A 25670-nucleotide genomic window follows, 5' to 3' on the forward strand; every position below is an offset into this window, starting at 1 on the left:
CGATGAGGCACGGATTTGCGATCCGGTTCGGGACAGCGGCTCTGCTCGCCGCCACGGCCGCGCCCGGCGCCAAGGCGGCGGGGCTCTTCGACAGTCTGGCGCGGGCGATCTTCGGCCCGCCCCGCCTGCATGCCTCACCGATCTATGAGTTCGACGACGAGAGGCCGCGGGCCAGGCCACGCCCGCGGGCGCCCGAAGCATCGTCGAAGCCCAAGCCCCCGACCGCCAAACTCGACCCGCAGACCGACCGGAACTGGTATCTGAAGGACCCGACGCTCCGACGGGGCGATATTGTCGTCACCGCAAGCGGCGTGCTGGTTTACCAAGGCCGCGACAGCGATGCGACGCGCCCCGGCGATTTCGTCGCCCTTGGCGGCAGCGACGCCAAGGGCTGGAAGCAGAATCTGCAGACCGCAGCCGCCGGCGGCCGCACCATGTTCCATAGCAACCCAGTCAGGACGGACGCCGTGACAGCGGAAGCCAGCGACAACGGCCAGCCGGCGACGAGCCGCTAGACACGTCTACGGTCAACGCGACCGAACCACATCCGGCTGAGAAGCCCGTCGCGCCAGACCAGCATATGGACGGCAACCGCCGCCACATGCACCACGCCGAGCGCGATCAGGACATTGCCCGCCCAGCCGTGCCATGCCAACATCCGGCGATAGGTTTCCGGGTTTGGACCGATCGGGTGCGGCACGGAAAACAACCCGAAGTAGAGCGTCGGGATCTGGATCGGCGAGGCTGCCGCCAAGAGGAGCCCCGTCACCGGCAGCGCCAGCAGGCAAAGATAGAGACAGGCATGGACAGTGCCCGCCGCGCCGCGCAGCCAGGGATTGCTCTCGAACGGACCCGGCTGCGGGACGACGAGACGCAGGACAAGCCGCAGCACGACGAAGAGCGCGATCGTCAGCCCGACGGATTTATGGCGCTGGTAGAGCTCGAAGCGGGAGATGAGGTCGCGGCTCTCGTCCCGCATCGGGCCCGCGATCCAGAACTGGAACAGCACGAGCAGCAGCGTCAGCCAGTGCAGCACCACGCTGGCCGGATGCCAGCGGGCAGGCTGCTTCGCCCCACCTCTCATCGCTTCAGGCGCCCCTTGATGACGATGTCGATCCGGTCGTCGACAACGTTTACGTCGCGACCGATGCCGTAGGCCGGCCGCAGGAAGCTGCCGCTAGCCTGGAAGGGCAGCGCATCGCCGCGCTTCGCCCGCTCGATGTCACCGTCCACGGTCGCCTTCACATCGAAAGGATGCGTTACGCCCTTGATCGTCAACCTGCCGCGGATGTCGAGGCTGTGCTCGCCAGTGCGCGACACGTTCTCGGAAACGAAGCTCGCCACGGGATAATGGGCTGCATCGAGCATGCTCTCCCCAGAAATGAAGCCGTCGACCAATGGTGAGCCCGCCTTGATCGATGCAGTCTCCAGCGTCACGCGGACGCGGCTTCGCTCAGGATGGTCGAAATCGATGGCGAAGCTGCCGTCATAGCGCTCGAAGCGCCCGTTCGTAACCGCGGCCCCGAAACGGTGCCCGATAAAGCTGACTTCGGTCGAACCCCGATCGAAGCTCCAAGTGGACTGGGCCTGCGCCTGCGATGCGGCCAGCAGGGCTGCGAGTGAGAAGGCAACGATCCTGATCATGGTGGCACCCGGAAGCTGCCTGGGAAGAAGCGACCATCCGTCAACTTGAAGGAAATGCCATGGCCGCGAGAGCCGGAACACGGAAAGGTGATTCAAGATCGACCTATCAAGGTTGATGGCAGCTTCCCACATCCGCAGCGGGTTGACTGGCCGTTAAGCGCGCCGGCGCCGTGTCGTTGAAACTTTGCATGAACTCGTCAGTTGTTATTCCGGCAGGAGGCCGCGAGATGACGGGACGGTTGCGTAAGGTCGTGTGTGTCGCAGCGGTGGCGACCATCGCCGCGACCATGCCGGCGGGCGCTGCCGGCTTCCTCGACGATCTGGCCAATGCCCTGTTCGGGCGGCCGCGACCGCGCCCGATGATCGCGATCGAGCCTTATGATCCACTCAACGTCACCGTGAAACCGCGCCGCAAACGTGCGGCGGCCGAAGTCGCTTCCAAGCCGAAGCCGCCCGTGGTGAAGCTCGATCCGCAGCGGGACCCCGACTGGTACCTGAAGGACCCGACTTTGCGACGCGGCGATGTGGTCGTCACGGCGCGCGGCGTGCTGGTCTATCAGGGCCGCGACAGCGATCACATGATCGAGGGTGACTTTACCGCGCTAGGCGGCAAGCCCGGCGAGAAGAGCTGGAAGGGCCAGCTGCAAGCGGCCGCGGCCGGCGGCCGCAGCTTCTTCCGCGATTTCCGCGACGCACCGCCCAGCCCGGCCGACATCTCCCTGGTCCAGCCGACGGTCCTGCGCGAAACCGCTCAGCCCTAGATCGCCGTGCGTCCTATCGGACGCGAAGTAGCGATCTATCCCTTTGTTTGAGCATCGGATTTCTCCGAAAAGTGGATTCTGCTTTTCGGTCCGATGCTCAAGCCTTCCCGCATCAGCCCCGCGACCGGACCCCGTCGAAGGTCGAGCGAATGGCGCGCGCCAGCGCGATCGCCGCCCAGCCCTGGAAGATCAGTTCGATCGCCAGGAAGGTGCCGAGCACCCAGAGGCTCGAGGCGGGCCACTGCGCCAGGATCATGCCGCCGAGCAGCAGCGACAGCACGCCGGAAAACGCGACCCAGCCCCAATAGGGCAGCTCCCGGTTCTGGAAGGCCATGACGAGGCGCAGCACGCCCGTCGCAACCAAAGCTGCGCCGGCCAACAGGGTCAGCGAAGCCGTCGCCACCAGCGGATTGACGAAGGTCATCACGCCGACCGCGACGTAGAGCACGCCGATCAGGATGTGCCACAGCCTGCTCTTCCAGCCCTGATGGCGGAAGGCGTCGATCAGCACGACGATGCCGCCGACGAAGATCATCGCGCCGAACCAGATCGCGCTCGCGAGGCTGAGCAGCGCCACGGCGCCAAGCCCGAGGACGCCGAGGATGACGAGGACTATACCCTCGGCCAGCAGCCAGCCCCAGTTGCGCCGGAGCGGAATGAGATGCGTACCGAGGGAGGGAGGATTGGAGGCTTCAGACGGTGTGCTCATGGCAGCCGACTCCGTTCCGGGCAGGCCGCGACAGCCGTGGCCGCCTCATCGACGGATCGCATGAGAAACCCACGCAGCGGTTGCGTCAATGATCTGACGCAAGCCGGGCGTCAGTAGGTGGCGCGCCCGCCCGAAAGATCGAACACCGCGCCGGTCGAGAAGCTGCAGCGCTCGCTCGCGAGCCAGACGACCAACTCGGCCAACTCCGCAACCGTGCCGAGGCGCTCCAACGGACTCTTGGCGATCATGGTCGCGACCGTCTCCTTGCTCATCTGCTGCAGCAGATCCGTCTCGACCGCTGCCGGCGCGACGGCGTTGACCAGAACGCCGGTTCCCGCGAGCTCCTTGCCATGCGCCTTGGTGAAGGCGATGACGCCGGCCTTGGCGGCGCTATAGGCGGAGAGCATCGGCGTGCCCTCCTTGCCGGCGAGCGAGGCGATGTTGACGATGCGGCCGTAGGCCCGCTGCACCATCGCGGCCGCCACCGCACGCGAGCACAGGAACGTCCCGGTCAGGTTGATCGCCTGGATCTTCTGCCATTGCGCGAGTGGTGTCTCGGCAACCGCCGTCGAGGGACCGGTCAGGCCGGCATTGTTGACGAGGACCGCGATCGGGCCGTGCTCGCGCTCGGTCGCGCCCAGAGCCTGCGCGACGGCAGCCTCATCCGAGACGTCGCAGGTGATATGGCGGCGCCCGGCGGTGGCCGGAGCGGTGATGTCCCAGATGACGGGCGTCAGGCCGTCCTGTTCCAGCCGGTCCGCCACTGCGGCGCCGATGCCCTTGGCGCCGCCGGTGACGACGGCGATCCGCCGCTCCGCCATGACGGCCTCAGCCGAGCTTTTCGGCGACGAGCTTGCGCAGGCCGCGCAGGTCCTTGACGAAGCCGCGGATGCCCTCCGCCAGCTTCTCGGTCGCCATCGCGTCCTCGTTCATCGCGAAGCGGAAGGCCTTCTCGTCGAAGCCCAGTCGCTTGTTGAAGCCCGACGCCACCTGCGGCGACGAGGCCGGGGACAGGCGCCGCGGCAAGTCGCCGGTCGCGGCGGCGAGTTCGTCGAGCAGGCCCGGACCGATGGTCAGGCGGTCGCAGCCCGCCAGCGCCTCGATCTCGCCGGTGTTGCGGAAGGAGGCCCCCATGACGACCGTCTTGATGCCGAAGGTCTTGTAGTAGGCATAGATGCTCTTCACCGAAACCACGCCAGGATCGGTGTCGGCCGTGTAGGGGCCGCCGCCCGCCTTGACGTGCCAGTCGAGAATGCGGCCGACGAAGGGAGAGATCAGGAAGGCGTTCGCCTCGGCGGCGGCAATCGCCTGCGGCAGCGCGAAGAGCAGGGTCAGATTGCAGTCGATGCCCTCCCCCTGCAGCACCTTGGCCGCCTGCAAGCCCTCCCAGGTCGAGGCGATCTTGATCAGGATGCGGTCCTTGCCGACGCCGCGCTCCTCATAGGCGGCGATGATGGCGCGGGCTTTCTCGATGCTCGCCTGCGTGTCGAAGGAGAGATCGGCATCGACCTCGGTCGAGACGCGGCCGGGCACGATCCTGGACAGCTCGGTGCCGAAGCTCACGGCAAGGCGATCGCAGACAGCGTGGACCGCCTTTTCTCCGCTCCCCTGCTTCTTGCCCCAGCCGATCGCCTCGTCGACGAGATGGGCATAGGCCGGAGTCTCGACGGCCTTGAGGATCAGAGTCGGGTTGGTGGTGCAGTCGACCGGCTTCAAGCGGCGTACGGCCTCGATGTCGCCGGTGTCGGCGACGACGGTGGTCATTTCGCGGAGCTGGTCGAGCTTGGAGGCGGTCATCGTCTTTTCCTGGAAATCGTCTTCGTCAGGCTATAACATCGGACCGAAAAGTGGAAACCACTTTTCGGAAAAATCCGATGCAATAACAAATGCATAGATCACCCTTACCGCGCCCCATGGGACGCGCGGCGATCTAACGCCTGCAATGTGACGCCTGTTCGGCACGATTGCGAGAGGGGAGAGGCAATCCGGCTATGCATGGCCGGTTCCCGTCATGCTCGGGCTCGACCCGAGCATCTCTTTCAGGAGTTCTCGGGTCTCCGCTTCGCTGCGCCCGAGAATGACCCGCGTCGGCAATCGAGCCCTCAGCTCTTTACCGCGCCCGAGGTCAGGCCGCCGACCATGTTCTTACGGAAACCGTAATAGATCACTGCCGGCGGGATGGCGTAGAGCAGGCCTGCCGCCATCAGCAGGTTCCAGGGCGCATCGTCAGCCGAGAGAAAGAGGCCAAGCCCGACCGCGAGCGGCACCGCCTTCTCCGAAGAGAGCAGCAGGAACGCGTAGAGATACTCGTTCCAGGCGAGCAGCAGCGCGTAGATGCCGATCACCACCATCGAGGGCTTCATCAGCGGCAGATAGACCAGCCGGAAAAGCTGGAGCGAAGTGGCGCCGTCCATCACCGCCGCCTCGTCGAGCTCCTTGGGCAGCTTGTCGGAGGCCTGCTTCAGCACCCAGATCGCATAGGGCGAGGCCAGCGCGACCATCGCCAGAATGAGCGAGGCCTGCGTGTTGAGCAGACCGTAGGAGCCCATCGCCTTGTACATCGGGATGGCGAGGAAGGCGGCCGGGATGAGATAGGTCGCGAGCGCCAGGTTCATGATCGTGCGCCCGCCCTTCACCTTGAGCCGAGCGATGGCGAAGGCGGCGAAGGTGGCAACGAACAGCGTGATCAGCCCCGTCGCGACCGCGATGAAGAAGCTGTTGAACATCTGCAGCCAGAAATTGTGCAGGTAGTAATGCTGCTGCTTGAAGACGATCTGGAAGTTCTGCAGCGTCGGCTGGTCGGGCCAGAGCTTGCCGGCCAGCATCGATTCCTGGTTCGAGATCGACAGCACGAAGAGGTGGTAGATCGGCAGCAGCGTCCAGATCAGCACGGGGATGGCGATCAGGATCAGCTTGCCTTCGTCGAGAACCTTTTTCATGCCTCGGCTCCCTTCGACAGGCGCTTCACCATCACGAAGACCATCGGCAGGATCAGCGGCATGGCGACGATGATCGAGGCGATGCCGAGGTCGAGATTGTTGTTACGCATGTAGCGGATGCCGAGCGTGGCCAGCACATGGTTGAGGTCGCCGGGCCCGCCGCCGGTCAGCAGGTAGACGCTGTTGAAGTCGCCCAGCGTCCAGATCATCGAGAGCATGGTCGAGGTGACATAGAGCGTCGCCAGCGACGGCCAGGTGATGAAGCGGAACTGCTGCCAGCGATTGGCGCCGTCGACGCTCGCGGCCTCGTAGAGATCCTGCGCGATGGCGAGCCGGCCGGTGATCAGGATCAGCGTCCAGAACGGCAGCGACTTCCAGATATGGACGAAGATCGAGCAGACGAAGGCGAGCGTCGGATCGGTCAGCCAGCCCGGCCCTTCCATGACACCGAACCATTGGAAGAGCTGCTGGTTCACCATGCCGTTCTCGGGGTTGAGCATCACCCGGAAGGACAGGATGGTCGGGATCGACGGCACCGCCCAGGGCAGGATGAACAGCACCAGCACGATGCGGATCCAGGCCCGCTGCTGCACGAAGAAGCCCGACAGCAAGAGCGCGATCAGGAACTTCAGATTCACCGCCACGAACAGGAAGATGATCGTGTTGACAACGGTGCGGATGAAGATCGGGTCGGCGAAGAGAGCCCGGTAGGAATTCCAGTTGAGGCCGAGCCAGAGGCCGTAGGCCACGGGATAGACCACCATCACAGCAAAGACGAGCACATAGGGCGCCAGCATGATCGCGCCCCAGACCGCGCGGTCGCGCGTGAAGCCCGATTTATCTTCGCGCGGTGCCGAAATCGGCGCTGTCATGGCGGCAGTGCTCATGGACTCTCCCTGGAATTCTCACCCGATGAAAGTTCCGCCGCAGCAAGCATTGCCGCGGCGGATCGTGTGCGCAAGCGAAACGAGCGCGGCGCCCGGATCGCCGGAGCGGATACGCTTATCCGCTCCGGCGATCCGTCCCTTTGTTCATGAGCCGGCGATCTGCTTGATGCGGGCGATCATCTCGTCCACGGCCTGCTCGGCCGGGATCTTGTCCTGCACCACGCGGTTCACGGCCTTGGCCCAGACGTTCTCGGCGTTCACGGTCGTGAAGTTGTAGTTGTAGACGAACTGGAACGGCACGGTGCCGTCCTTGTACTGCTTGTAGACGACCGCGCGGTGCGGGTCCTTGCCGTCAGACCAGAACGGTGCCTCGATGGCCTTCAGCGTCGTCGGGACCCAGCGGCCGGCCGAGCCTTCGACGAAGGGCCGCAGGTTCTCGTCCTTCATGAAGAAGGCCATGAATTCCTTGGCACGCTTCTTGTTCTTGGCATCGGCGAAGATCACCGCCGTCTTGACCGCGGCGAGGTTGGTCATCTTGCTGCCGTCGGCCTTGAGCGGGAACTCGGCCGTGCGGATGTTGTCCTCGTAGTTCTTCTTGGCCTGCGCCCGCTGCTCAGCCGTGAGCGAGGCGTTGTTCATGTCGTCCATGTGCTTGCCGGCGATCGAGATCGTGGCGTTGTGCGTGGCGACGGTGGTGCGGTTGTGGAAGGCGACGTTGTTGTCCGGATCGAGCCAGTTGACCGAGGACGGCGGCGTGCAGCCACGCTGGAAGATGTTGGCGTAGGACTTCACCGCCTCGACCATCGCCTTCTTGTTCTCGGGCTGGTCGAGCACGATCTTGCCGTTCTCGTCAACAACCTTGGCGTTATAGGCGTTGGCGAAGGTCAGGAAGGAATAGAAGGTGTCCGAGGCGGCAATGCCCATCGGGTGGCCGATGCCGTAGATGCGCTTGCCCTTGGCGCGCAGCGAGCCCTGCACCTTGTCGCACCAGAAGTCCCAGTAGCCGTTCCAGGTCTTCGGGATGTCGGCCTCCTTGAAGCCGGCCTCCTCCAGCATGTCCTTCCAGTAGGTGATGTGCATCATCTGCTGCTCGACCGGGAAGGCATAGTAGGACTTTTTGCCGGTCTTGCCGTTCATCAGGAAGGTGGTCGAGAGCGCCATCGGCTGCAGCTCGGACTTCAGCGGCTCGAGCACGTCCGAGACGTCTTCGAGCTTGCCGTCATAGGCCCATTTGCCGGTCGTGCGGAAATCATAGGTGGTGCAGAAGCCGACATCCGGCGGCGTGCCGGCGTCGACGGCGCCGACCGACTTCGTGACGCAGTCCTCGGTTGCATAGAGCGAGAGCTCGACCTTGACCCCCGTCGCCTTCTGGAACTTGTCGACAACCGCGAGCAACGCGTCGTCCTCGCCCTTGTAGAAGCCCTTGGTGAACCAGGCCGTCAGGACTTCCTGCGCCGAGGCAGCGCCGGACCAGCCCGCGACGACCGCGGCCACGGCCGTTCCCATGGCGAAATGGCGAACCAATTTCATTCGATAACCTCCCGTTTAAACCGTTTTAATCTGACGTTTTAATCGCCTTGCCGCGACCCTAGTCGAAAAGCCCCGCAGGAAACAAGCCGCCCCGGCCTTCTCCAAATAGTATTTTTAATTCCAATCTGCGTGGGCTCCAGGCACCCGGTTCCGGCGCCCGCTTTCACCGAACCGTCATCTGTGCAGTCTACGCGCAACGCCATCTCGCAACCGCGATTCAGAGACGGAGAGTTCCATGCAGCGCAAGGCCTTGAATGCCTTCATCATTGCGGCTGGCCTTGCCGCCGCGTCCGGCGCGCTCGCGGCCGAAGGCAAGCTCGTGCTCTACACCAGCCAGCCGAACACCGACGCGCAGCAGACGATCGACGCCTTCAAGGCGAAATATCCGAAAGTCGACATCTCCTTCGTCCGCGACGGAACGCCGCGCATCATGGCGAAGCTCAAGGCGGAATTCGAGGCCGGCGCGCCGCAGGCCGACGTCCTCCTCATCGCCGATTCGGTGACGATGGAAGGCCTCAAGAAGGACGACCGGCTGCTCGCCCACGACAAGGCCGATGTCTCCGCCTATCCGGCCGGCGTCCATGACCCGAAGAAGATGTGGTTCGCGACCAAGCTGATCACCACCGGCATCGTCTACAACACCAAGGCGGCGATGAAGCCGGCGAGCTGGACCGATCTCACCAAGCCGGAAGCCAAGAACCAGCTCGCCATGCCGAGCCCGCTGAATTCCGGCGCAGCGCTGATTCACACCATCACGCTGACGAGCAACCTGAAGGACGGCTGGGGCTTCTACGAGAAGCTCAAGGAGAACGGCACGCTGGCCGCCGGCGCCAATGGCGACATCCTCCGCCAGGTCGCGACCGGGGAGAAGCTCTACGGCATGATCGTCGACTTCATGCCGATCCGCGAGAAGGCCAAGGGCGCGCCGGTCGAGTTCGTGTTCCCGAGCGAGGGCGTCTCCGCCGTCAGCGAGCCGGTCGCGATCCTGAAGAGTACGAAGAACCCGGAGGCCGCCAAGGCCTTCATCGACTTCCTGCTGTCGAAGGACGGTCAGGAACTGGCGCTGAAGCAGGGCTATGTCGCGGCCCATCCCGATGTCGCCCTCCCGGCCGGCTACCCGGCGCGCAGCGCGATCAAGCTGATGTCCTTCGACGCGGCCAAGGCGCTCGCCGAAGAGAGCGCAGCGCGCAAGCGCTTCAGCTCGATCTTCGAGTAAGGCGGCTTCCGTGCTAAGGGCGCCGGCGCCATGACGCTGGCCATCGACCGAAATGCGAAGCGGGAGCCCGCGCTTGCGGCTCCGCCTCTGCCGCCGCTGCGGCTGCCGGACGGCCTTGGCCTGCCGGTGCTGGTCGTCGCGGTCGCACTGCTGCTCGGCGGGCTGCCCTTCTTCCGGCTCGTCGCGGCAGCCTTCGCGCCCGGCTGGCAGTTCGCGCCGGATGCAGCCTTCGCCGAGATGGCGAGCCGCTCCGCCGTCACCGCGACCTGGCATACGCTGGAAACCGCCTGCCTTTCCGCGCTCGGAGCCCTTTTCGTCGGCGGCATCGTCGCGCTGGCGCTCGGCGTCACCGATGTCCGCGGCAAGCGCCCCCTCGCCTTCGCCTTCGTCTTCTCGATGATGATTGCGCCGCAGGTGGCAGCGCTCGCCTTCCTGAGCCTGTTCGCGCCGAATTCACAGATCCTGTCGCTGATCGGCCTCGCGCCGGCGCCGGGCACGCCGAACCCGCTGCTGGGCCGCGGCGGCATCATCCTGGTGATGGCCCTGCACCATGCGCCGCTGGTCGCGATCACCCTCTGGACCGGCCTGCGCAGCATCCCGCAATCGCTGATCGAGGCAGCGCAGATGGAGGGCGCCTCGCCCACCACCATCACCGCGCGGATCGTCATCCCGGTGCTGCGGCCGCAGATCGTCGCAGCCGGGCTCATCGCCTTCGTCGCAGGCGTCGGCAATTTCGGCATCCCTGCCCTGCTCGGCCTGCCGGTGAACTATCTGACGCTGCCGACGCTGATCTATCGCCGGCTGTCGAGCTTCGGTCCGTCGAGCCTCGGCGAGACGGCGGCGCTTGCCGTGCTCGTCGGCATCGTGGCGGCGCTCGGCATCGTCGCCGGTGCGCTCGTCGCCCGCCGCCAGCGCGGCAAGGTCGAGATCGAGCGGCCGCCCGAACCGTTCTGGCAGCTCGGTGCCGCCCGGCCCCTCGTCGCGGCCGGGCTCTGGCTGCTGCTGGCGCTGAAGCTCGGCCTGCCGCTACTCGCGCTGCTGAGCGAGGCGCTGACGCCAGCGCTCGGCGTCGCCCTTTCCTGGCAGACCCTGACCTTCGACAAGTTCAGCGAGGTGCTGCTGCGGCAGGCCGTGACGATGCGCGCCTTCCGCAATTCGCTGCTCTTCGCTGGCGCGGCCGCGGTGATCCTGGCCTTCCTCGCGATCGCCTTCGCCTATGGGTTCGAACGGCGAATGGGCAAGCTGAGGCGCCCGATCGAACTCATGATCGAACTGCCCTATGCGCTGCCGGGCGTGGTCCTCGCCATCGCCTGCATCCTGATCTTCCTCAAGCCGCTGCCGCTGATCGGCGTCAGCATCTACGGCACGCCCTTCATCATCCTCTTCGCCTATCTCGCCCGCTTCCTGCCGCTGGCGCTGAAGGCACCGGTCGCAGCCATGGCCCAGATCGAAGCGCATCACGAGGAGGCGGCAAAGCTCGACGGCGCCAGCCTCTGGCAGATGCTGCGCTTCATCGTGGCGCCGATCCTGGCCCCGGCAGCGGCCGTCTCGGCGCTCATGGTCTTCCTCGTCGCCTTCAACGAGCTCACCGTATCGGCGCTGCTCTGGTCGTCCGGCACCGAGACGCTCGGCGTCGTACTGTTCAGTCTCAAGGAAGCGGGGCTGGCCGGCGAAGCGGCGGCCGTCGCCATCAGTGCCTCGGCCATCATCCTGATCGCGATGCTGACCCTCGACCTGCTCGGCCGGCACCTCCCCCAGAACATCCTGCCCTGGCGCCTTTAGGAGAGCGCGCCAGCGGCCACGCAGTCCCAGCCCGGCCGTGACGGAAAATTAAACTTGAGAGCGCCCTAGATGAAGCATGGGTGCTCTTACGATGCTTCAGACCAGACAAGATCCGATTGCCGACGACCGCAGGATTCTCGTCATCGAGGACTCCCGGACCTTCTCGCTGGCGCTACGGCAGTTCCTCGAAGCTGAGACCGGGCTGCCCGTCACGACCTGCGGTTCGCTCAAGGACCTGAGCGAGATCATCGTCGCGGCGCCGGGCGCCTATGCGATCGCGGTCGTCGATCTCAACCTGCCCGATGCTCCCCGCGGCGAGGCGCTGGACTGGACCGTGACCCACGGCATCCCCTCCGTCGTCTTCACCGCCACCTTCGATCTCGCCACGCGCGGGCGGATCATGGAACGAGAGGTGATCGACTACGTCCTGAAAGACAACGAGTTTGCCCTGCCCAATCTCGTCAACACGGTCAAACGGGCGCTGGACAACCGCAACACCCGCATCCTCGTCGTGGACGACACCCGCACCACCCGCAAGGTGCTCGCCCGCATGCTCTCGATCCAGCAATATGCGGTCGTTGAGGCTGGCTCCGGGCAGGAGGCGCTGACGATCCTGGAAGCCAATCCCGACATCCAACTCGTGGTCAGCGACTACTACATGCCCGACATGGATGGTTTCGAGCTGGCGCGCCGCATCCGGCGGCTCCATCCGCATGTCCGGCTTCTCGGCATCTCGTCCTCGACCGACCGCAAGACCTCGGCGGGCTTCCTCAAGGCTGGCGCGCATGACTTCGTCTCGCGCCCCTTCGTGCTCGAGGAATTGCAATGCCGCATCGCGTCCAATGTCGAGACGCTGACGCAGCTCAAGCAGTTGCAGGATCTCGCCGCACGCGACTTCCTCACCGGCCTGTTCAATCGCCGCCATTTCTTCGAACGCGGCCGGCAGTTGGTGGGCGAGGCGCGCGAGATGGGCTTGCCCATCTCGATCGCCATCCTCGACGTCGACCACTTCAAGCGCCTGAACGACCGCTACGGCCATGACGGCGGCGACAAGGCGCTGGCAGCCGTCGCGCGGGGCTTAAGCGCGTCCGCCGAGCGCGGCTTCAACCTGCTCGCGCGCATCGGCGGCGAGGAGTTCGCAATCCTCTTTCCGGGCGCCGACCTCGCCGAGGCCACCCGGCTCTGCGACGATATCCGAGAGGCGATCGCCCGCGAGCCGCTGGTCCTGGAGAACGAAACGCTCGCTCTCACGGTTTCGCTGGGCGTGGCCCAGATCGGCCACGAGGACGAACTGGACGCCTGCCTCGGCCTGGCGGACCGTGCGCTCTATGTCGCCAAGCAAAGCGGCCGGAACCGGGTCTGCGCCGACGCCGTCTGAACCCCGGGCAGGCCGTCTCACGATGGACGACCTGCGGAAGGGCAGTTCGTTTCAGGCGGCGTAACGCGGTGCCGGCTTCCGGGTCTGCGACGCCGTGACGATCGCCGTGCGGGCATCGTCGAACGCTGCCCACAGCGCTTCATCCGCGACCGAAGGCCAGGTGATCGCCTCATCCCGATCGAGCCCGGCGAGCGCGGCATCGACCAGATCTTCCGTGGTCATCACCTTCTCGGGGTCGAAGTTCTCCAGGGACACGCCCGCCAGCTCCCAGATGTCGGTCGCCGTCGCCGGCGGATGCACGCTCTGGACCTTCACCGCCGTTCCCTCGAGCTCGGACTGCAGGCCGCGCGAGAACGCCAGGACATAGGCCTTCGTGCCGCTATAGACCGCGCTGTAGGGCAGCGTGTGCAGGCTGAGGATCGAGGCGATATTGATGATCGTGCCGCGGTTGCGCGCCACGAAACCCGGCAGGACCGCATGGGTGAGCCGCGTCAGTGCGCCGATGTTCAGGGCGATCTGGGCGACAGAGTCCGAAGCAGGCGCCTTCGCGATCGGCGCGAAGCGGGCGATGCCGGCGTTGTTGACGAGAAGCTCGATGTCTTCCCGCCCCGCGAGATCACGCTCGACACGTGCGATGTCGGCTTCTTCGGCGAGATCGGCAACCAGGATCTCGGCCTTGCGGCCATGAGAGGCGGCGATCCGGCTGGCCACCTCCTCAAGCCGGTCACGCCGGCGTGCGATCAGCAGAAGATTGTATCCGCGCGCCGCCAGGCGATCGGCATAAACGGCACCGATGCCGGCGGAAGCTCCGGTAACGACAGCGAGCTTGCGGTGGGAAGGCGTGCCCATGGTGAAGTGTCCTGTTGAATTTGAGCACTCAACTTTTTTTGTTGAGCGCTCAATCAAATGGGAGACCATGTTCCCCTTTCAATAGTGTGGGGCTCAACTATTTTAGCGGCATGAACAGAAAATCCGATCAGAGGCTCCCAGAAGCCTGCGGCGCGCAGGAGGATGTGCCGGAGGCGTTCTTCGCGCTAGCCTGCACGAATACCGCCCTCCGTCGCGCCACGCGGCGGCTCGGCCAGCTCTATGACGATGCGATCGCGCCGCTCGGCCTGAAGGCGACACAGTTCGGCCTGCTCGCCGCGATCAATAGCCTGACCGAGGACGGCAAAGGACCAACACTCAACGAAATCGCGGCACGCCAGCTCATCCAGATCTCGGCGCTCACTCACGCCTTGCGCCCGCTGGTTCGGGACGGGCTGGTCGAGCTCCATCCCGATCTGGAGGACAGGCGCAGCAAGCGGGCCAGCCTGACGCCGGCGGGCCGGGAGCGCCTCCAGCAGGCCGTTTCGCGCTGGGCGGCAGCCAATGGGCGGGTCGAGACCACGCTCGGCTCCGGCGTTGCGAAGAATCTGCGGGCCCTGGCCGATCTGATCGCGTCCGATCGCTTCCTCGACGCCTACCGCAGCGGCCGCGCGCTCGATCCGCAGGACGAGCCCTGAAAGATCCGCGCGGTCTCGCCCTTCGCGCTATTCAGCCGCGGCGCGATGCTCCACCTTCGGTTCGCCCATCAGCAACGTCCGGGACGTTTTCGCCTCACGCACGATGAAATCGACGATGGCGCGCACCCGCGCGACATCCTTCAAATCGGCATGGACGAGCAGCCAGAAGGAGCGTGTAATCTGCACTGTCTCCGGCAGCACGGGGATGAGGCGCGGCTCGCCCTCCGCCATGAAGTGATGGATCACGCCGATGCCCGCGCCCGCCGCCACGGCATTCATCTGGGCGATGACGCTGGAGCTCTGGACATGGGCGCGCAAGCCCTTGGCGACCTCGTCGAGATAGTCGAGCTCCGGCGAAAAGATAAGGTCGTCGATATAGCCGATGACGCGGTGCTCGAAGAGATCCTCCGGCTTCGTGACCGGCGGCATCGAGGCCAGATAGCTCGGCGAGGCGTAGAGGCCGAGACGGTAGTCCGAGAGCTTGCGGGCAACGACCTTGCCCTCCTTGGGTGGGGCCAGCGTGATCGCGACATCGGCCTCGCGCTTCGACAGCGACAAAAGCCGCGGCATGGCGATGAGCTGGATCTCCAGCCCGGGATAGGACCTCGCGAAGGTCGCGAGGCGCGGCGCCAGGAAGGCGGTGCCGAAACCGTCTGGCGCGCCGATCCTGACCGTGCCGGACAAAGCCATGTCCGCACCGCCGATATCGCTCTGGATCGCGAGCGCTTCCGTCTCCATACTCTCCGCCTTGGCGAGCAGCCGCTCGCCATGCGCGGTCAGCGTGTAACCTTGCGGACGACGTTCGAAGAGCTTCGCCTTGAGCGCTTCCTCCAGCGACGTGATGCGGCGCGAGACGGTGGCGTGATCGGCGCCAAGCCTGCGGGCCGCAGCCGTCAGGCGCCCCGAGCGCGCCACGGCGAGAAAGAAGCGCAGATCGTCCCAGTCGAATCGCTCCAAGGCGCCCTCCCTGTATTTGTGTTTTCGCACGACCGGCGTTTCACTCTTGCTATAGCCGTGCGCAAACGAGAATGGTAGGGAGTCAGCAAGATCACGACACCACCAATTCGTAGGGAGGGCGCCATGCGTCAGGTTGGCCATTTCATCGGCGGCAAGCAGGTCGCCGGCACCTCGGGGCGCAGCTCCGACATCTTCCAGCCGATGGACGGCAGCGTGATCGGCAAGGTCGCGCTCGCCTCGGCAGCAGAGCTCGACGCGGCCGTGCAGAATGCCGCCGAGGCGCAGCCGAAATGGGCCGCGGTCAATCCGCAGCGCCGCGCCCGCGTGCTGATGAAGTTCCTCGACCTCATCGCCCAGAATTACGACGAGCTCGCAGAACTGCTCGCCCGCGAGCACGGCAAGACCATTCCCGACGCCAAGGGCGACATCCAGCGCGGCGTCGAGGTGGTCGAGTATTCGCTCGGCGTTCCCGGCCTGATGAAGGGCGAGTTCACCGACGGCGCCGGCCCCGGCATCGACATCTACTCGCTGCGCCAGCCGCTCGGCGTCGTCGCCGGCATCACCCCGTTCAACTTCCCGGCGATGATCCCGCTCTGGAAGCTCGGCCCGGCCATAGCCTGCGGCAACGCCTTCATCCTGAAGCCGTCCGAGCGCGATCCCGGCGTACCGATGCGCCTCGCCGAGCTGTTCATCGAGGCGGGTGGCCCTCCCGGCATCCTCAACGTCGTCAATGGCGACAAGGAAGCGGTCGACGCCATCCTCGACCATCCCGAGATCAAGGCCGTCGGCTTCGTCGGCTCGACCCCGATCGCCGAGTACATCTATTCCCGCGGCTGCGCGAACGGTAAGCGCGTGCAGTGCTTCGGCGGCGCCAAGAACCACATGATCGTCATGCCCGACGCCGACATGGACCAGGCGGTCGATGCGCTGATCGGCGCCGGCTACGGCTCGGCCGGCGAGCGCTGCATGGCGATCTCGGTTGCGGTCCCGGTCGGCCAGAAGACGGCCGATGAGCTGGTCAAGCGGCTGATCCCGCGCGTCGAGAGCCTCAAGGTCGGCCCCTCGACCGACGTCACCGCCGATTACGGCCCGGTCGTCACCAAGGCGGCGATGGAGAAGATCAAGCACTACGTCGATGTCGGCGTGCAGGAAGGCGCCAAGCTCGTCGTCGACGGCCGCGCCTTCAAGATGCAGGGCTACGAGAACGGCTTCTATGTCGGTGGCTGCCTGTTCGACAACGTCACCAAGGACATGCGGATCTACAAGGAGGAGATCTTCGGGCCGGTGCTCTCGGTCGTCCGCGCCAACAGCTATGACGAGGCGCTGAAGCTCACCAACGACCACGAATACGGCAACGGTACCGCGATCTTCACTCGCGACGGCGACGCCGCCCGTGACTTCGCCTCGAAGGTGCAGGTCGGCATGGTCGGCATCAACGTGCCGATCCCGGTGCCGCTGGCCTACTACACCTTCGGCGGCTGGAAGCGTTCCGCCTTCGGCGATCTCAACCAGCACGGCCCGGATTCGATCCGCTTCTACACCAAGACCAAGACCGTGACGGCGCGCTGGCCGAGCGGCGTCAAGGACGGCGCCAGCTTCGTTATCCCGACGATGGGTTGAGAGACGCCCACTCCCTTGCTATCATAATTGATAGCAAGGGAGGCCATGCAGTGGGCAATCTGCTGATCAGGGATGTCGAGGACGCTCTCGTGCAAAGGCTGAAACAGCGCGCCGAGATCAACGGCACCTCGCTGCAGCATGAGGCGAGCGTGGCGTTGAAGCGCGGCGCTCCGCCGACAGCCGCCGAGCGCAAGGCGCTCTTCGAGAAATTCGAGCGCGAGTACGGCTTCGCGAAAGTCGGCACCTCCGGGGCCGACGTCGTGCGGGCTGTCCGGGACGAGATGGAAGGCGAGGACGAGGACCCATCATGATCCTGGACACGAGCGTGCTTTTCGACGCGGTGGTTGACGGCGTCCGCAGCGGTTCGGCCCGCCAGTTTCTCATCACGACGGAAGAGCTCAGTTCGCCCGACCTGATCCGGCTTGAAATCGCCGGAGCGCTGACACGGTCCGTCCGCCGCAAGGACATCTCAAACGACTACGCTCGGGCCGCCTACGAACTTGCCGAGCGCTCTCTGCCGAGGGTCGAAGACACCGCTTCCCTGATGCCGCGCGTCTTCGAGCTTTCGCTCGAACTCGCGCATCCCTGCTCAGACTGTGTTTTCCTCGCGCTCGCGGAGAGCCGGGCTCTTCCCCTGGCGACCTCCGACGCACGCTTCGCACGCAAACTGGCTGATACCAGATATGCCCGCTTGATCCATCTGATCGAGGCCTGAGCACGCCATGCCCCCGTTTTCCCTCACCGAAGACCAGATCGCCATCCGCGACATGGCGCAGGATTTCGCCACTGATACGCTGGCGCCCCATGCCGCGCGCTGGGACGAGGAGAAGCATTTCCCGGTCGAAGAGATGCGCGCCGCCGCCGCACTCGGCATGGGCGGCATCTACATCCAGGAAGATGTCGGCGGCTCCGGCCTCACGCGGCTCGACGCGGCGCTGATCTTCGAGGCCCTCTCGACCGGCTGCCCCACCGTCGCGGCCTATATCTCGATCCACAACATGTGCGCCTGGATGATCGACCGCTACGGCTCGGACGAACAGCGCCAGCGCTTCCTGCCCAAGCTCTGCACGATGGAGCATCTCGCCAGCTATTGCCTGACCGAGCCCGGCGCCGGCTCCGACGCCGCCGCGCTGAAGACCAGGGCGGTGCTGGACGGCGACCATTACGTCCTCGACGGGCAGAAGCAGTTCATCTCCGGGGCCGGCGTCTCCGACATCTATGTCGTGATGGTGCGCACCGGTGAGCCCGGCCCTTCCGGTATCTCGACCATCGTGGTCGAGAAAGACACGCCCGGCCTCTCCTTCGGCGCCAATGAGAAGAAGATGGGCTGGAACGCCCAGCCGACGCGCGCCGTGATCTTCGAGAACTGCCGCGTACCGGTGGCGAACCGCCTTGGCCCGGAGGGCATCGGCTTCAAGGTCGCCATGGCCGGCCTCGACGGCGGGCGCCTCAATATTGGCGCCTGCTCGATCGGCGGCGCGCAGGGCGCGCTCGACAAGGCGCTCGCCTACGCCAAGGAGCGCAAGGCTTTCGGCTCCGCAATAGCCGATTTCCAGGCGTTGCAGTTCAAGCTCGCCGACATGGCGACGGAGCTGGAGGCGGCCCGCACCTTCCTGTGGCGTGCGGCTGCCGCGCTCGACGCCAAGACGCCGGATGCGACCAAGCTCTGCGCCATGGCCAAGCGCGTCGCCACCGACACCGGCTTCGAGGTCGCCAACCAGGCGCTCCAGATCCATGGCGGCTACGGCTATCTCGCCGATTACGGCATCGAGAAGATCGTCCGCGACCTGCGCGTCCACCAGATCCTCGAAGGCACTAACGAGGTGATGCGGATGATCGTGGCGCGTGGGTTGGTGGGCCGAGCGAAGGGCAATTGAAGGGTGCGGGGAACCCCTCTCCCGTGTGGGAGAGGGGCAGGGGTGAGGGCAGGACGGCACACCAGTTTGCCAGTGCTAGTCTGGGACTGAGCCTCGGCGATCTCTGGCCTACACCTCACCCCTGCCCCTCTCCTTACAGGAGAGGGGTTCCCCGCGCCCGATCAAGTAACAAGAGGGAAGGAAACAACCATGACCAACATCGCCTTCATCGGCCTCGGCAATATGGGCGGCCCGATGGCCGGCAACCTCGTCAAGGCCGGGCACAGCATCAAAGCCTTCGATCTGGTCGAGGCGTCGCGCAATGCCGCGGCTGAGCTCGGCGTCGGGATCGCCGGTTCGGCCAAGGAGGCCGTGGCCGATGCGGAGGTCGTAGTGACCATGCTGCCGGCCGGCAAGCATGTGCTCTCGGTCTGGGCCGATATCCTGCCGGCGGTGAAGCCGGGCACGCTGCTGATCGATTCCTCGACCATCGACGTCGAGAGCGCACGCAAGGCCCATGCGCTGGCGGCCGAGCGCGGCTGCCTCTCGCTCGACGCTCCCGTCTCGGGCGGCACCGGCGGCGCCAAGGGCGCGACGCTGACCTTCATGGTCGGCGGTGCGAATGACGCCTTCGACAAGGGCGAGCCGATCCTCGCCAAGATGGGCCGGAAGATCGTGCATTGCGGCGGCGCCGGCAACGGACAGGCCGCCAAGATCTGCAACAATATGATCCTCGGCATCTCGATGATCGGCGTCTCCGAAGCTTTCGTGCTGGCCGAGAAGCTCGGGCTCTCCCATCAGGCCCTGTTCGACGTGGCCTCGACCTCCTCCGGCCAGTGCTGGTCGCTGACGACCTACTGCCCTGTCCCGGGGCCGGTGCCGACCTCGCCCGCCAACAACGACTACAAGCCGGGCTTTGCCTCGGCTCTGATGCTCAAGGATCTGAAGCTGGCGCAGGAGGCAGCACAGGCGGCCGGGGCCTCGACCCCGCTCGGCGCGGCGGCGGCTCAGCTCTTCGGGCTGCACAATGCCTGGGGCGAAGGCAATACCGATTTCTCCGGCATCATCCATCTCCTGCGCGGACGCGGGCAGGCGTGAGACGCGCTTGCGCGGCGGGGCTGAGCGGGTCTAGACCCGAGTCATGAACGACGCCCCGCTCCGCCGCGAACGCTCCGCCCTCACCGGGTTCGCGATCAATCGGCTCGACCGGCGCGAGGATCTGCGCAGCAAACCCGATGCGGTGACGGCGCTGCGCCACCGATCCGACACCCGGATCGTGGCGGTGGTCGGCGAAACGCCGGTCCTGAAGCGGCTCGACGGCGATTCGCTCTCGGTCTGGTTCACCCATGGCGAGACCGAAATGCTCGGCCCCGCTGCCGAGGAAATCTTCCTCGGCATGGCCGAGGACGGCACGCCGCGCTTCGCTCGCCTGCTCGACAAGGCCCTGATCGAGCCGCTGAAGGAGCGGTCGGAACTGCTCCTGACCGATCTGCGCTCGGTCGCGCTCAAGCGCATCGTGCCGGAGGAGGAGGTCGGGCCGCTCGGCGAGGCCAAAGCGGTTCTGGATTGGCACGCCCGCCACCGTTTCTGCGCGCAATGCGGCGGGCCGACCGTCGCCGGGACCTCGGGCTGGCGGCGCGAATGCACCGCCTGCGGCGCGATGCATTTCCCGCGCACCGACCCGGTCGTGATCATGCTGGTGACGCGTGGCGAGAACTGCCTGCTGGCACGCCAGGCCCGCTTCGCGCCCGGCATGTATTCCTGCATCGCCGGCTTCGTCGAGCCGGGCGAGACACTGGAGGACGCGGTGCGCCGCGAGAGCTGGGAGGAGGCCGGCCTGCGCGTCGGCAAAGTCCGCTACATCGCCTCTCAGCCCTGGCCCTTTCCCTCCTCGATCATGGTCGGCTGCATCGCCGAGGCGCTCGGCGACGAGATCACCCTCGACATGACCGAGCTCGAGGCCGGACGCTGGTTCCCACGGGCGGAAGTGCTGCAGATGCTGGACGGCACCCATCCGGACGGGCTTGCCTGCCCGCAGCACATCGCCATCGCCAACACGCTGGTGCGCGCTTGGGCTCTCGAAGGCGAGCGGATCTGACGGCGCACCACGCTTGCGCCATCTCGGTCGACGAACAGCCTTTGCGGAGCCTTGAATGACAGACCCGGTCAACGCCTTCGTAGCCGGGCCACGCGCCCGCATAGCCGGCAATCCCGACGGGCCGCTTTCCGGGCTGACCTTCGCGGTCAAGGACCTGTTCGACGTCGCCGGCCTGCCAACCGGCGGCGGCAATCACGACTGGGCCAAGGCGAACCCCGTTCCCACGCGCCACGCCTGGGCGGTGCAGATCTTACTCGATGCCGGGGCGGATTTCGTCGGCAAGACGATCACGGATGAGGTCTCGCTCGGCATCCTCGGCGAGAACGCCTTCGACGGCACACCGACCAACAGCGCTGCCCCCGAGCGCGTGCCCGGCGGCTCCTCATCGGGCTCGGCTGCCGCTGTCGCCGCGGGCCTGTGCGACACCGCGCTGGGCACCGACACTGGCGGCTCGGTGCGGGTGCCGTCGAGCTTCTGTGGCCTCTACGGCATCCGCCCGACGCATGGCCGGCTCGACCTGACCGGGCTGATGCCGCAGGCGCCGAGCTCGGACACAGCTGGCTGGTTCGCGCGCGATGCGGATACCTTCGCACGGGTGAGCAGCGTCATGCTGGACGAGGCACCTGGAGCGCTCCCGACGAAGCTCCTGCTCGCGGTCGATGCCTTCGGCTTCGCCGATCCCGAGGTGGCCGATGCGCTGCAGCCGATGGTCAGGAAGCTGGAGCGGATCGTCGGGCCGGCGCGCGAGGAGATCATGGCGCCGCAAGGTCTCTCGGTCTGGGCGCGGGCGCAGCGCAGCCTGCAGCCGGTCGAAGCCTGGCAGACCTTCAAGCCCTGGATCGAGCGGCACAATCCGCGGATGGCCTTCAGCGTCGCTGCCGGGCTGATCGCCGGCTCGCAGGTCTCTGCGAGTGAGCGCAACTGGGCAGCGCTGATGCGCGAGGAGGCGCGGGCGCGGCTGCGCCATCTGCTGCCGCCCGGCACGATCCTGTGCCTGCCGACCACGCCCTTTCCGGCCCCGCTGCGCGGTTTGTCGATCCCGGAGCTACAGCCGATGCGCGACCGCATCACCTGCCTCTGCGCCCAGGGCGGCCTCACCGGCTCGCCGCAGGTGAGCATTCCAGGCGCGACCGTGGATGGCGCACCGGTCGGTCTCTCGGTCATCGGCGGGCGCGGCACCGATGCCAGCCTGATCGCCGTCGCCCAAGCCATGGAGGCCCTCGCGTGACCGACCTGACCCCGAACCTGCCTGATGTCGTCGCCGAGATCAGCGCCCTGTTCGAGGCTTATGAGCAGGCGCTGGTCGACAAGAATGTCGATGTGCTCGACGCTTCCTTCTGGGACAGCCCCCACACCATCCGCTTCGCGCTGGGCGAAAATGGCTACGGCTTCGCGGAAATCCATGGCCACCGCGTCGCGCGCCCGCCGGGGCCGGGCATCAAGGAGAAGCGGATCCGACTGGAGATCCTGACGCTCGGCCGCGACCTCGCCACGGTGAACCTCGAATTCAAGGTGCGCGGGCGCGATGTCATCGGCCGCCAGAGCCAGACCTGGGTGCGTTTCCCCGAGCTGGGCTGGAAGGTCGTCTCGGCCCATGTCTCGACGATGGAAGGCCCGCGCCCCTGGTGAGGACGGTCTCTCGCCGGGACTCGGCCCGGCCTGCCGCAGCGCACCGCATGACGGGCGCCGTGGCGACCGGGCCGCGCTTTTCGTTCCCCGTCTTTACCACTCCTTAACCATCAAGGGCGTCCCCTTGCGTGGTCCATCGGGGCTCGGGGGCTCGGAAAGGACCGTGACCATGCACGACCTCGATCCTGAGCAGACCGCCGTGGAGCAGCTCGTCGGCCTGCCCGTCGCCGATGTCGAACGCGACCTGATCCTGGCCACCCTGCGCGAGACCGGCGGCAACCGTACGCATGCCGCCAATCTGCTTGGCATCGCCATCCGTACGCTGCGCAACAAGATCAACAGCTATACGGCGGAAGGCTACGACGTGCCCGAACCGCTCCAGACGTCGGCGCAGTGATGGCCATGCACCAGACTCCAGCAGGCGAAGTGGCGGCCGGCCATCTGGTCTCCTCGAGCACCATGGCGGCACTGCTGCGCTGCCTGCTCCACAAGCGCGTGCTGACGCCTGCCGACATCCGGGAGATCTACGAGACGGCCCTTCTCCTGCTCGAACAGCAGCAGGCCGGGACGCCGGAGCATGCGGCTGCCTTCATCGCCGCGCGGGCCGCAATCGAGGACGGTCTCGCCCGCTGAGCGGTCCGCACCGTCGCGGCCTCGCAATGCGCCTGCGGCACGCTACTCCGCCGGTTCCTCGATGGTGGAGCGGAAGTCGCTGGCGGGGTAGACGCCCATGATCTTCATCTCCTTGGAGAAGAAGGTGAGCTCGTCGAGCGCGCGCCTCAGCGCCGGATCGTCGGGATGACCCTCGACATCGGCATAGAACATCGTCGCCGAGAACAGGCCGTCGACCATGTAGCTTTCCAGCTTGGTCATGTTGATGCCGTTGGTGGCAAAGCCGCCCATCGCCTTGTAGAGCGCGGCCGGGATGTTGCGGACGCGGAACATCAGCGTCGTTACGGTCTTGGCCCCGCCCTGGCGGGCATATTCCGGATATTTCGAGAGCACGACGAAGCGCGTGGTGTTGTGCTTCTCGTCCTCGATATCTTCCATCAGGATGTTGAGGCCGTAGACATCAGCCGCGATGCGCGGGGCGATGGCGGCGCGGGTCACATCACCGGCCTCGGCGACTTGCCGGGCGGAGCCGGCCGTGTCGGCCGCGACCTCGGCCTTGAGGCCGAGCTTGCGGATGATCTTGCGGCACTGGCCGAGCGCATGGATGTGGCTCTGCACGGTCTTCACCGTCGCCAGCGTCGCGCCCGCCACACCCATCAGATGGAAGCGGATCGGCAGGAAATGCTCGCCGATGATGTGCAGGCCGGAACGCGGCAGCAGGTGATGGATGTCGGCGACGCGGCCAGCGATCGAGTTGTCGATCGGGATCATGCCGTAACGGGCCGTGCCGTCGCTGACGGCGGCGAGCGCATCCTCGAAGGTGGCGCAGGGCAGGAGCTCGCAGTCCGGAAACACCTGGAGAGCCGCCTGCGAGGAGAAGGCTCCGGGCTCACCCTGGTAGGACACAACGAAGGACATGGGGACTCTCAGGCTCCTGCACGGGACTTCAGGATCGCGCGGGCGCGATCCAGATCATGAGGCGTATCGACGCCGAGCGGCACATCGTCGACGACGATGATGTCGATGCGCATGCCGTCCTCGACGGCGCGCAGCTGCTCCAGGCGCTCGCGCTTTTCCAGCGGCGAAGGCGGCAGCGAAACGAAACGGTCGAGCGCGCGACGGCGATAGGTGTAGAGGCCGATATGGTGGTAGAGCGGCCCCTCCCCGCCCGGCGCGGTGACGCGGGTGAAGTAGAGCGCCCGCATCCGGCCGGGGGAGACCTCGCTGCCGATCGCCTTGACGACGCTGGACTCCGTCTTCTCCTCCTCGCGGGTGATCACCGCGGCGAGCGTGACGATGTCGACGGCGGCGTCCGCGAGCGGCGCCACCGAGGCGGCGATCACGCGCGGATCGATGGTCGGCAGGTCGCCCTGGACATTGACGATGACGTCGTGCCGCCCCTGCGGATCGATCAGATCGGCGGCCTCCTTGATCCGGTCGGAACCCGAGGGATGATCCGAGCGGGTCAGGACAGCGCGGCCGCCGGCCTTTTCCACAGCCGCGACGATCTCCGGCGTGTCCGTCGCGACGGCGACCGGCCCCAGCCCCGTTTCCATCGCCCGACGCCAGACATGCACAATCATCGGCTCGCCGTTGATGTCGGCGAGCGGCTTGCCGGGCAGGCGCGTCGCCTGCATGCGGGCGGGGATCAGGATCAGCGGATTCGACATGTTTCCGGGCGGGCTCGGCAGGGATGCGGTTGGATGCGGCGGTCGGCGTCAAAAAGTCTCAAAGCGGAGCGTGCTTATACGAGTTGCAATGAAGCGCGCAAAGCGGTTAAGCAACGGCGGAGGCTGGAGGCTTTCGAGACTCCGGCTATGCGCTATCTCGTCTCCCGGGCCTCGGCCGCGGAGGGCACCAAGGTTCGGATACGATGAATATCGAAGCCAACAAGATCGCCGGCGCGGTTCTCTCCACGCTGCTCGTCGTGATGAGCCTCAACATGGCGGCGGGCATCGTCTTCGCGCCGAAGAAGCCGGCCGTTCCGGGCTTCGAACTGCCGAGCGAGGAGCCGGCCGCCGGCGGCGGTGGCCCCGCTGCTGCAGCGGAAGAGCCGATCGCGGTTCGCCTCGCCAAGGCCGACCCGGCCAAGGGCGAGAAGGCCGTCGGCGCCTGCAAGGCCTGCCACACCTTCGAGAAGGGCGGCGCCAACAAGGTCGGCCCGCATCTCTTCGGCGTCTATGGCCGCAACGAGGGCTCGGTCGATGGCTTCGGCTACTCGGCCGCGATGAAGGGCCGTAACGACAAGAGCTGGGACGCCGACGCGCTCGACCACTTCCTGAAGAACCCGAAGGCCTATGTGCCGGGCACCGCGATGGCCTTCGCCGGTATCGCCAAGCCCGAGACCCGCGCCGACGTCGTCGCCTATCTGAATTCGCTGGCGGATGCGCCCCAGCCGCTGCCGAAGCCCTGATCGGCGGGAGCTGCGACCATTTGCTTCAGAAAGCCGGGCCTCTGCCCGGCTTTTTGTTTGAGCGCGCCTTGCTCCCGCCTTCGGCTTGCCGGCACAATTCAATCGTTGCCGGCTCTTGCCGACGCTTGCCGGCC

At 66.2% G+C, this 25670-nt stretch carries 29 protein-coding genes; 17 read left to right on the forward strand and 12 right to left on the reverse strand.

Annotated elements, in window-relative coordinates; genetic code table 11:
- Window positions 1-2 precede the first annotated feature (2 nt).
- Entirely contained in the window at window positions 3-515 is a 513-nt protein-coding gene (locus tag FQV39_RS13160; RefSeq protein ID WP_149130701.1) for a hypothetical protein, read from the forward strand.
- Here the strand turns inward: FQV39_RS13160 and FQV39_RS13165 are convergent.
- Both FQV39_RS13165 and FQV39_RS13170 read right to left on the reverse strand, forming a co-directional pair.
- Window positions 512-1084 carry a cytochrome b gene (locus FQV39_RS13165; protein WP_149130702.1) on the reverse strand — a complete coding sequence of 191 codons (573 nt, stop codon included), beginning with the start codon at window positions 1082-1084 and terminating at the stop codon, window positions 512-514. The two genes, FQV39_RS13160 and FQV39_RS13165, sit on opposite strands and share 4 nt — an antisense overlap.
- Window positions 1081-1644, reverse strand: coding sequence for a YceI family protein (locus FQV39_RS13170; protein ID WP_187640270.1), 564 nt, complete (start codon window positions 1642-1644; stop codon window positions 1081-1083). The genes FQV39_RS13165 and FQV39_RS13170 overlap by 4 nt, the downstream gene beginning before the upstream one ends.
- 227 nt (window positions 1645-1871) lie before the next feature.
- On the opposite strand from FQV39_RS13170, the gene FQV39_RS13175 reads away from it, so the two are divergent.
- On the forward strand, window positions 1872-2405 hold the full coding sequence (locus FQV39_RS13175; protein WP_149130704.1) for a hypothetical protein: 534 nt from the start codon (window positions 1872-1874) through the stop codon (window positions 2403-2405).
- 112 nt (window positions 2406-2517) lie between these two features.
- Here the strand turns inward: FQV39_RS13175 and FQV39_RS13180 are convergent, their stop codons facing one another.
- The 6 genes from FQV39_RS13180 to FQV39_RS13205 all read right to left on the reverse strand — a co-directional run bounded on the left by FQV39_RS13180 (window position 2518) and on the right by FQV39_RS13205 (window position 8470).
- Window positions 2518-3114 (reverse strand): HdeD family acid-resistance protein, encoded by a 597-nt coding sequence (locus FQV39_RS13180; protein WP_149130705.1) that lies wholly within the window; start codon window positions 3112-3114, stop codon window positions 2518-2520.
- Window positions 3115-3224: 110 nt separating this feature from the next.
- Window positions 3225-3935 (reverse strand): SDR family oxidoreductase, encoded by a 711-nt coding sequence (locus tag FQV39_RS13185; RefSeq protein WP_149130706.1) that lies wholly within the window; start codon window positions 3933-3935, stop codon window positions 3225-3227.
- 7 nt (window positions 3936-3942) lie between these two features.
- On the reverse strand, window positions 3943-4911 hold the full coding sequence (tal, locus tag FQV39_RS13190) for a transaldolase (protein WP_149130707.1): 969 nt from the start codon (window positions 4909-4911) through the stop codon (window positions 3943-3945).
- Between the two features lie 305 nt (window positions 4912-5216).
- Window positions 5217-6053, reverse strand: a complete 837-nt coding sequence (locus FQV39_RS13195; protein WP_149130708.1) for a carbohydrate ABC transporter permease — start codon at window positions 6051-6053, stop codon at window positions 5217-5219.
- A complete protein-coding gene (locus FQV39_RS13200; RefSeq protein ID WP_472840643.1) occupies window positions 6050-6925 on the reverse strand; it encodes a carbohydrate ABC transporter permease in 876 nt (291 codons plus the stop codon). Before FQV39_RS13200 ends, FQV39_RS13195 begins: the two co-directional genes overlap by 4 nt.
- A 159-nt stretch (window positions 6926-7084) precedes the next feature.
- Window positions 7085-8470, reverse strand: coding sequence for an ABC transporter substrate-binding protein (locus FQV39_RS13205; RefSeq protein ID WP_149130710.1), 1386 nt, complete (start codon window positions 8468-8470; stop codon window positions 7085-7087).
- 235 nt (window positions 8471-8705) lie between these two features.
- Here FQV39_RS13205 and FQV39_RS13210 point away from each other — a divergent pair, with 235 nt between their 5' ends.
- From FQV39_RS13210 to FQV39_RS13220, 3 genes are all read left to right on the forward strand, one after another.
- Entirely contained in the window at window positions 8706-9686 is a 981-nt protein-coding gene (locus FQV39_RS13210; protein WP_149130711.1) for an ABC transporter substrate-binding protein, read from the forward strand.
- Window positions 9687-9716: 30 nt separating this feature from the next.
- Entirely contained in the window at window positions 9717-11468 is a 1752-nt protein-coding gene (locus tag FQV39_RS13215; protein WP_149130712.1) for an ABC transporter permease, read from the forward strand.
- Window positions 11469-11559: 91 nt separating this feature from the next.
- Window positions 11560-12846 (forward strand): GGDEF domain-containing response regulator, encoded by a 1287-nt coding sequence (locus FQV39_RS13220; RefSeq protein WP_248313356.1) that lies wholly within the window; start codon window positions 11560-11562, stop codon window positions 12844-12846.
- A gap of 51 nt (window positions 12847-12897) precedes the next feature.
- On the opposite strand, the gene FQV39_RS13225 is transcribed toward FQV39_RS13220, so the two are convergent.
- Window positions 12898-13695 (reverse strand): SDR family NAD(P)-dependent oxidoreductase, encoded by a 798-nt coding sequence (locus FQV39_RS13225; protein WP_149130714.1) that lies wholly within the window; start codon window positions 13693-13695, stop codon window positions 12898-12900.
- Between the two features lie 164 nt (window positions 13696-13859).
- Here FQV39_RS13225 and FQV39_RS13230 point away from each other — a divergent pair, with 164 nt between their 5' ends.
- Window positions 13860-14351, forward strand: coding sequence for a MarR family winged helix-turn-helix transcriptional regulator (locus tag FQV39_RS13230; protein WP_248313357.1), 492 nt, complete (start codon window positions 13860-13862; stop codon window positions 14349-14351).
- 27 nt (window positions 14352-14378) lie between these two features.
- On the opposite strand, the gene FQV39_RS13235 is transcribed toward FQV39_RS13230, so the two are convergent.
- Window positions 14379-15308 (reverse strand): LysR family transcriptional regulator, encoded by a 930-nt coding sequence (locus tag FQV39_RS13235; protein ID WP_248313358.1) that lies wholly within the window; start codon window positions 15306-15308, stop codon window positions 14379-14381.
- A gap of 123 nt (window positions 15309-15431) precedes the next feature.
- Between FQV39_RS13235 and FQV39_RS13240 the strand changes: the two genes are divergently transcribed.
- The 10 genes from FQV39_RS13240 (at window position 15432) to FQV39_RS13285 (ending at window position 23144) form a co-directional block, all read left to right on the forward strand.
- The gene (locus FQV39_RS13240) at window positions 15432-16928 is read left to right on the forward strand and encodes a CoA-acylating methylmalonate-semialdehyde dehydrogenase (RefSeq protein ID WP_149130717.1); all 1497 of its coding nucleotides are present in this window, start codon (window positions 15432-15434) and stop codon (window positions 16926-16928) included.
- Between the two features lie 50 nt (window positions 16929-16978).
- The gene (locus tag FQV39_RS13245; RefSeq protein ID WP_149130718.1) at window positions 16979-17239 is read left to right on the forward strand and encodes a FitA-like ribbon-helix-helix domain-containing protein; all 261 of its coding nucleotides are present in this window, start codon (window positions 16979-16981) and stop codon (window positions 17237-17239) included.
- Window positions 17236-17643, forward strand: a complete 408-nt coding sequence (locus tag FQV39_RS13250; RefSeq protein WP_149130719.1) for a type II toxin-antitoxin system VapC family toxin — start codon at window positions 17236-17238, stop codon at window positions 17641-17643. Before FQV39_RS13245 ends, FQV39_RS13250 begins: the two co-directional genes overlap by 4 nt.
- Before the next feature lie 7 nt (window positions 17644-17650).
- On the forward strand, window positions 17651-18805 hold the full coding sequence (locus tag FQV39_RS13255; protein ID WP_149130720.1) for an isobutyryl-CoA dehydrogenase: 1155 nt from the start codon (window positions 17651-17653) through the stop codon (window positions 18803-18805).
- 189 nt (window positions 18806-18994) lie between these two features.
- Window positions 18995-19882, forward strand: a complete 888-nt coding sequence (gene mmsB, locus FQV39_RS13260; RefSeq protein ID WP_149130721.1) for a 3-hydroxyisobutyrate dehydrogenase — start codon at window positions 18995-18997, stop codon at window positions 19880-19882.
- Between the two features lie 43 nt (window positions 19883-19925).
- The gene (gene nudC / locus FQV39_RS13265) at window positions 19926-20882 is read left to right on the forward strand and encodes an NAD(+) diphosphatase (RefSeq protein ID WP_149130722.1); all 957 of its coding nucleotides are present in this window, start codon (window positions 19926-19928) and stop codon (window positions 20880-20882) included.
- Between the two features lie 55 nt (window positions 20883-20937).
- Window positions 20938-22110: an amidase gene (locus FQV39_RS13270; RefSeq protein WP_149130723.1), complete on the forward strand. Its 1173-nt coding sequence runs from the start codon at window positions 20938-20940 to the stop codon at window positions 22108-22110.
- On the forward strand, window positions 22107-22511 hold the full coding sequence (gene hpxZ / locus FQV39_RS13275) for an oxalurate catabolism protein HpxZ (RefSeq protein ID WP_248313359.1): 405 nt from the start codon (window positions 22107-22109) through the stop codon (window positions 22509-22511). Before FQV39_RS13270 ends, hpxZ begins: the two co-directional genes overlap by 4 nt.
- Window positions 22512-22680: 169 nt before the next feature.
- Complete coding sequence (locus FQV39_RS33705) at window positions 22681-22908, forward strand: helix-turn-helix domain-containing protein (protein ID WP_472840644.1); 228 nt, start codon at window positions 22681-22683, stop codon at window positions 22906-22908.
- A gap of 5 nt (window positions 22909-22913) precedes the next feature.
- The gene (locus FQV39_RS13285; RefSeq protein WP_149130725.1) at window positions 22914-23144 is read left to right on the forward strand and encodes a hypothetical protein; all 231 of its coding nucleotides are present in this window, start codon (window positions 22914-22916) and stop codon (window positions 23142-23144) included.
- A 42-nt stretch (window positions 23145-23186) separates the two neighbouring features.
- On the opposite strand, the gene FQV39_RS13290 is transcribed toward FQV39_RS13285, so the two are convergent.
- Together FQV39_RS13290 and FQV39_RS13295 are read right to left on the reverse strand one after the other, a co-directional pair.
- Window positions 23187-24041: a prephenate dehydratase gene (locus FQV39_RS13290; RefSeq protein ID WP_149130726.1), complete on the reverse strand. Its 855-nt coding sequence runs from the start codon at window positions 24039-24041 to the stop codon at window positions 23187-23189.
- An 8-nt stretch (window positions 24042-24049) separates the two neighbouring features.
- Window positions 24050-24793 (reverse strand): 3-deoxy-manno-octulosonate cytidylyltransferase, encoded by a 744-nt coding sequence (locus tag FQV39_RS13295; RefSeq protein WP_149130727.1) that lies wholly within the window; start codon window positions 24791-24793, stop codon window positions 24050-24052.
- A 203-nt stretch (window positions 24794-24996) separates the two neighbouring features.
- On the opposite strand from FQV39_RS13295, the gene FQV39_RS13300 reads away from it, so the two are divergent.
- Window positions 24997-25536 carry a c-type cytochrome gene (locus tag FQV39_RS13300; RefSeq protein ID WP_149130728.1) on the forward strand — a complete coding sequence of 180 codons (540 nt, stop codon included), beginning with the start codon at window positions 24997-24999 and terminating at the stop codon, window positions 25534-25536.
- Window positions 25537-25670 lie beyond the last annotated feature (134 nt).

Source organism: Bosea sp. F3-2, assembly GCF_008253865.1.
In the GTDB taxonomy this organism is placed as follows: Bacteria; Pseudomonadota; Alphaproteobacteria; order Rhizobiales; family Beijerinckiaceae; genus Allobosea.

Coding starts and splice junctions, on each gene's coding strand:
- FQV39_RS13295 (WP_149130727.1), bottom strand. CDS start 24,793: ATGTCGAATCCGCTGATCCTGATCCCCGCCCGCATGCAGGCGACGCGC.
- FQV39_RS13165 (WP_149130702.1), bottom strand. CDS start 1,084: ATGAGAGGTGGGGCGAAGCAGCCTGCCCGCTGGCATCCGGCCAGCGTG.
- FQV39_RS13215 (WP_149130712.1), top strand. CDS start 9,717: ATGACGCTGGCCATCGACCGAAATGCGAAGCGGGAGCCCGCGCTTGCG.
- FQV39_RS13195 (WP_149130708.1), bottom strand. CDS start 6,053: ATGAAAAAGGTTCTCGACGAAGGCAAGCTGATCCTGATCGCCATCCCC.
- FQV39_RS13225 (WP_149130714.1), bottom strand. CDS start 13,695: ATGGGCACGCCTTCCCACCGCAAGCTCGCTGTCGTTACCGGAGCTTCC.
- FQV39_RS13180 (WP_149130705.1), bottom strand. CDS start 3,114: ATGAGCACACCGTCTGAAGCCTCCAATCCTCCCTCCCTCGGTACGCAT.
- FQV39_RS13200 (WP_472840643.1), bottom strand. CDS start 6,925: ATGACAGCGCCGATTTCGGCACCGCGCGAAGATAAATCGGGCTTCACG.
- FQV39_RS13255 (WP_149130720.1), top strand. CDS start 17,651: ATGCCCCCGTTTTCCCTCACCGAAGACCAGATCGCCATCCGCGACATG.
- FQV39_RS13210 (WP_149130711.1), top strand. CDS start 8,706: ATGCAGCGCAAGGCCTTGAATGCCTTCATCATTGCGGCTGGCCTTGCC.
- FQV39_RS13175 (WP_149130704.1), top strand. CDS start 1,872: ATGACGGGACGGTTGCGTAAGGTCGTGTGTGTCGCAGCGGTGGCGACC.
- FQV39_RS13270 (WP_149130723.1), top strand. CDS start 20,938: ATGACAGACCCGGTCAACGCCTTCGTAGCCGGGCCACGCGCCCGCATA.
- FQV39_RS13250 (WP_149130719.1), top strand. CDS start 17,236: ATGATCCTGGACACGAGCGTGCTTTTCGACGCGGTGGTTGACGGCGTC.
- FQV39_RS13170 (WP_187640270.1), bottom strand. CDS start 1,644: ATGATCAGGATCGTTGCCTTCTCACTCGCAGCCCTGCTGGCCGCATCG.
- FQV39_RS13290 (WP_149130726.1), bottom strand. CDS start 24,041: ATGTCCTTCGTTGTGTCCTACCAGGGTGAGCCCGGAGCCTTCTCCTCG.
- FQV39_RS13240 (WP_149130717.1), top strand. CDS start 15,432: ATGCGTCAGGTTGGCCATTTCATCGGCGGCAAGCAGGTCGCCGGCACC.
- FQV39_RS13160 (WP_149130701.1), top strand. CDS start 3: ATGAGGCACGGATTTGCGATCCGGTTCGGGACAGCGGCTCTGCTCGCC.
- FQV39_RS13285 (WP_149130725.1), top strand. CDS start 22,914: ATGCACCAGACTCCAGCAGGCGAAGTGGCGGCCGGCCATCTGGTCTCC.
- tal (WP_149130707.1), bottom strand. CDS start 4,911: ATGACCGCCTCCAAGCTCGACCAGCTCCGCGAAATGACCACCGTCGTC.
- FQV39_RS33705 (WP_472840644.1), top strand. CDS start 22,681: ATGCACGACCTCGATCCTGAGCAGACCGCCGTGGAGCAGCTCGTCGGC.
- FQV39_RS13300 (WP_149130728.1), top strand. CDS start 24,997: ATGAATATCGAAGCCAACAAGATCGCCGGCGCGGTTCTCTCCACGCTG.
- FQV39_RS13205 (WP_149130710.1), bottom strand. CDS start 8,470: ATGAAATTGGTTCGCCATTTCGCCATGGGAACGGCCGTGGCCGCGGTC.
- FQV39_RS13220 (WP_248313356.1), top strand. CDS start 11,560: ATGCTTCAGACCAGACAAGATCCGATTGCCGACGACCGCAGGATTCTC.
- FQV39_RS13185 (WP_149130706.1), bottom strand. CDS start 3,935: ATGGCGGAGCGGCGGATCGCCGTCGTCACCGGCGGCGCCAAGGGCATC.
- nudC (WP_149130722.1), top strand. CDS start 19,926: ATGAACGACGCCCCGCTCCGCCGCGAACGCTCCGCCCTCACCGGGTTC.
- mmsB (WP_149130721.1), top strand. CDS start 18,995: ATGACCAACATCGCCTTCATCGGCCTCGGCAATATGGGCGGCCCGATG.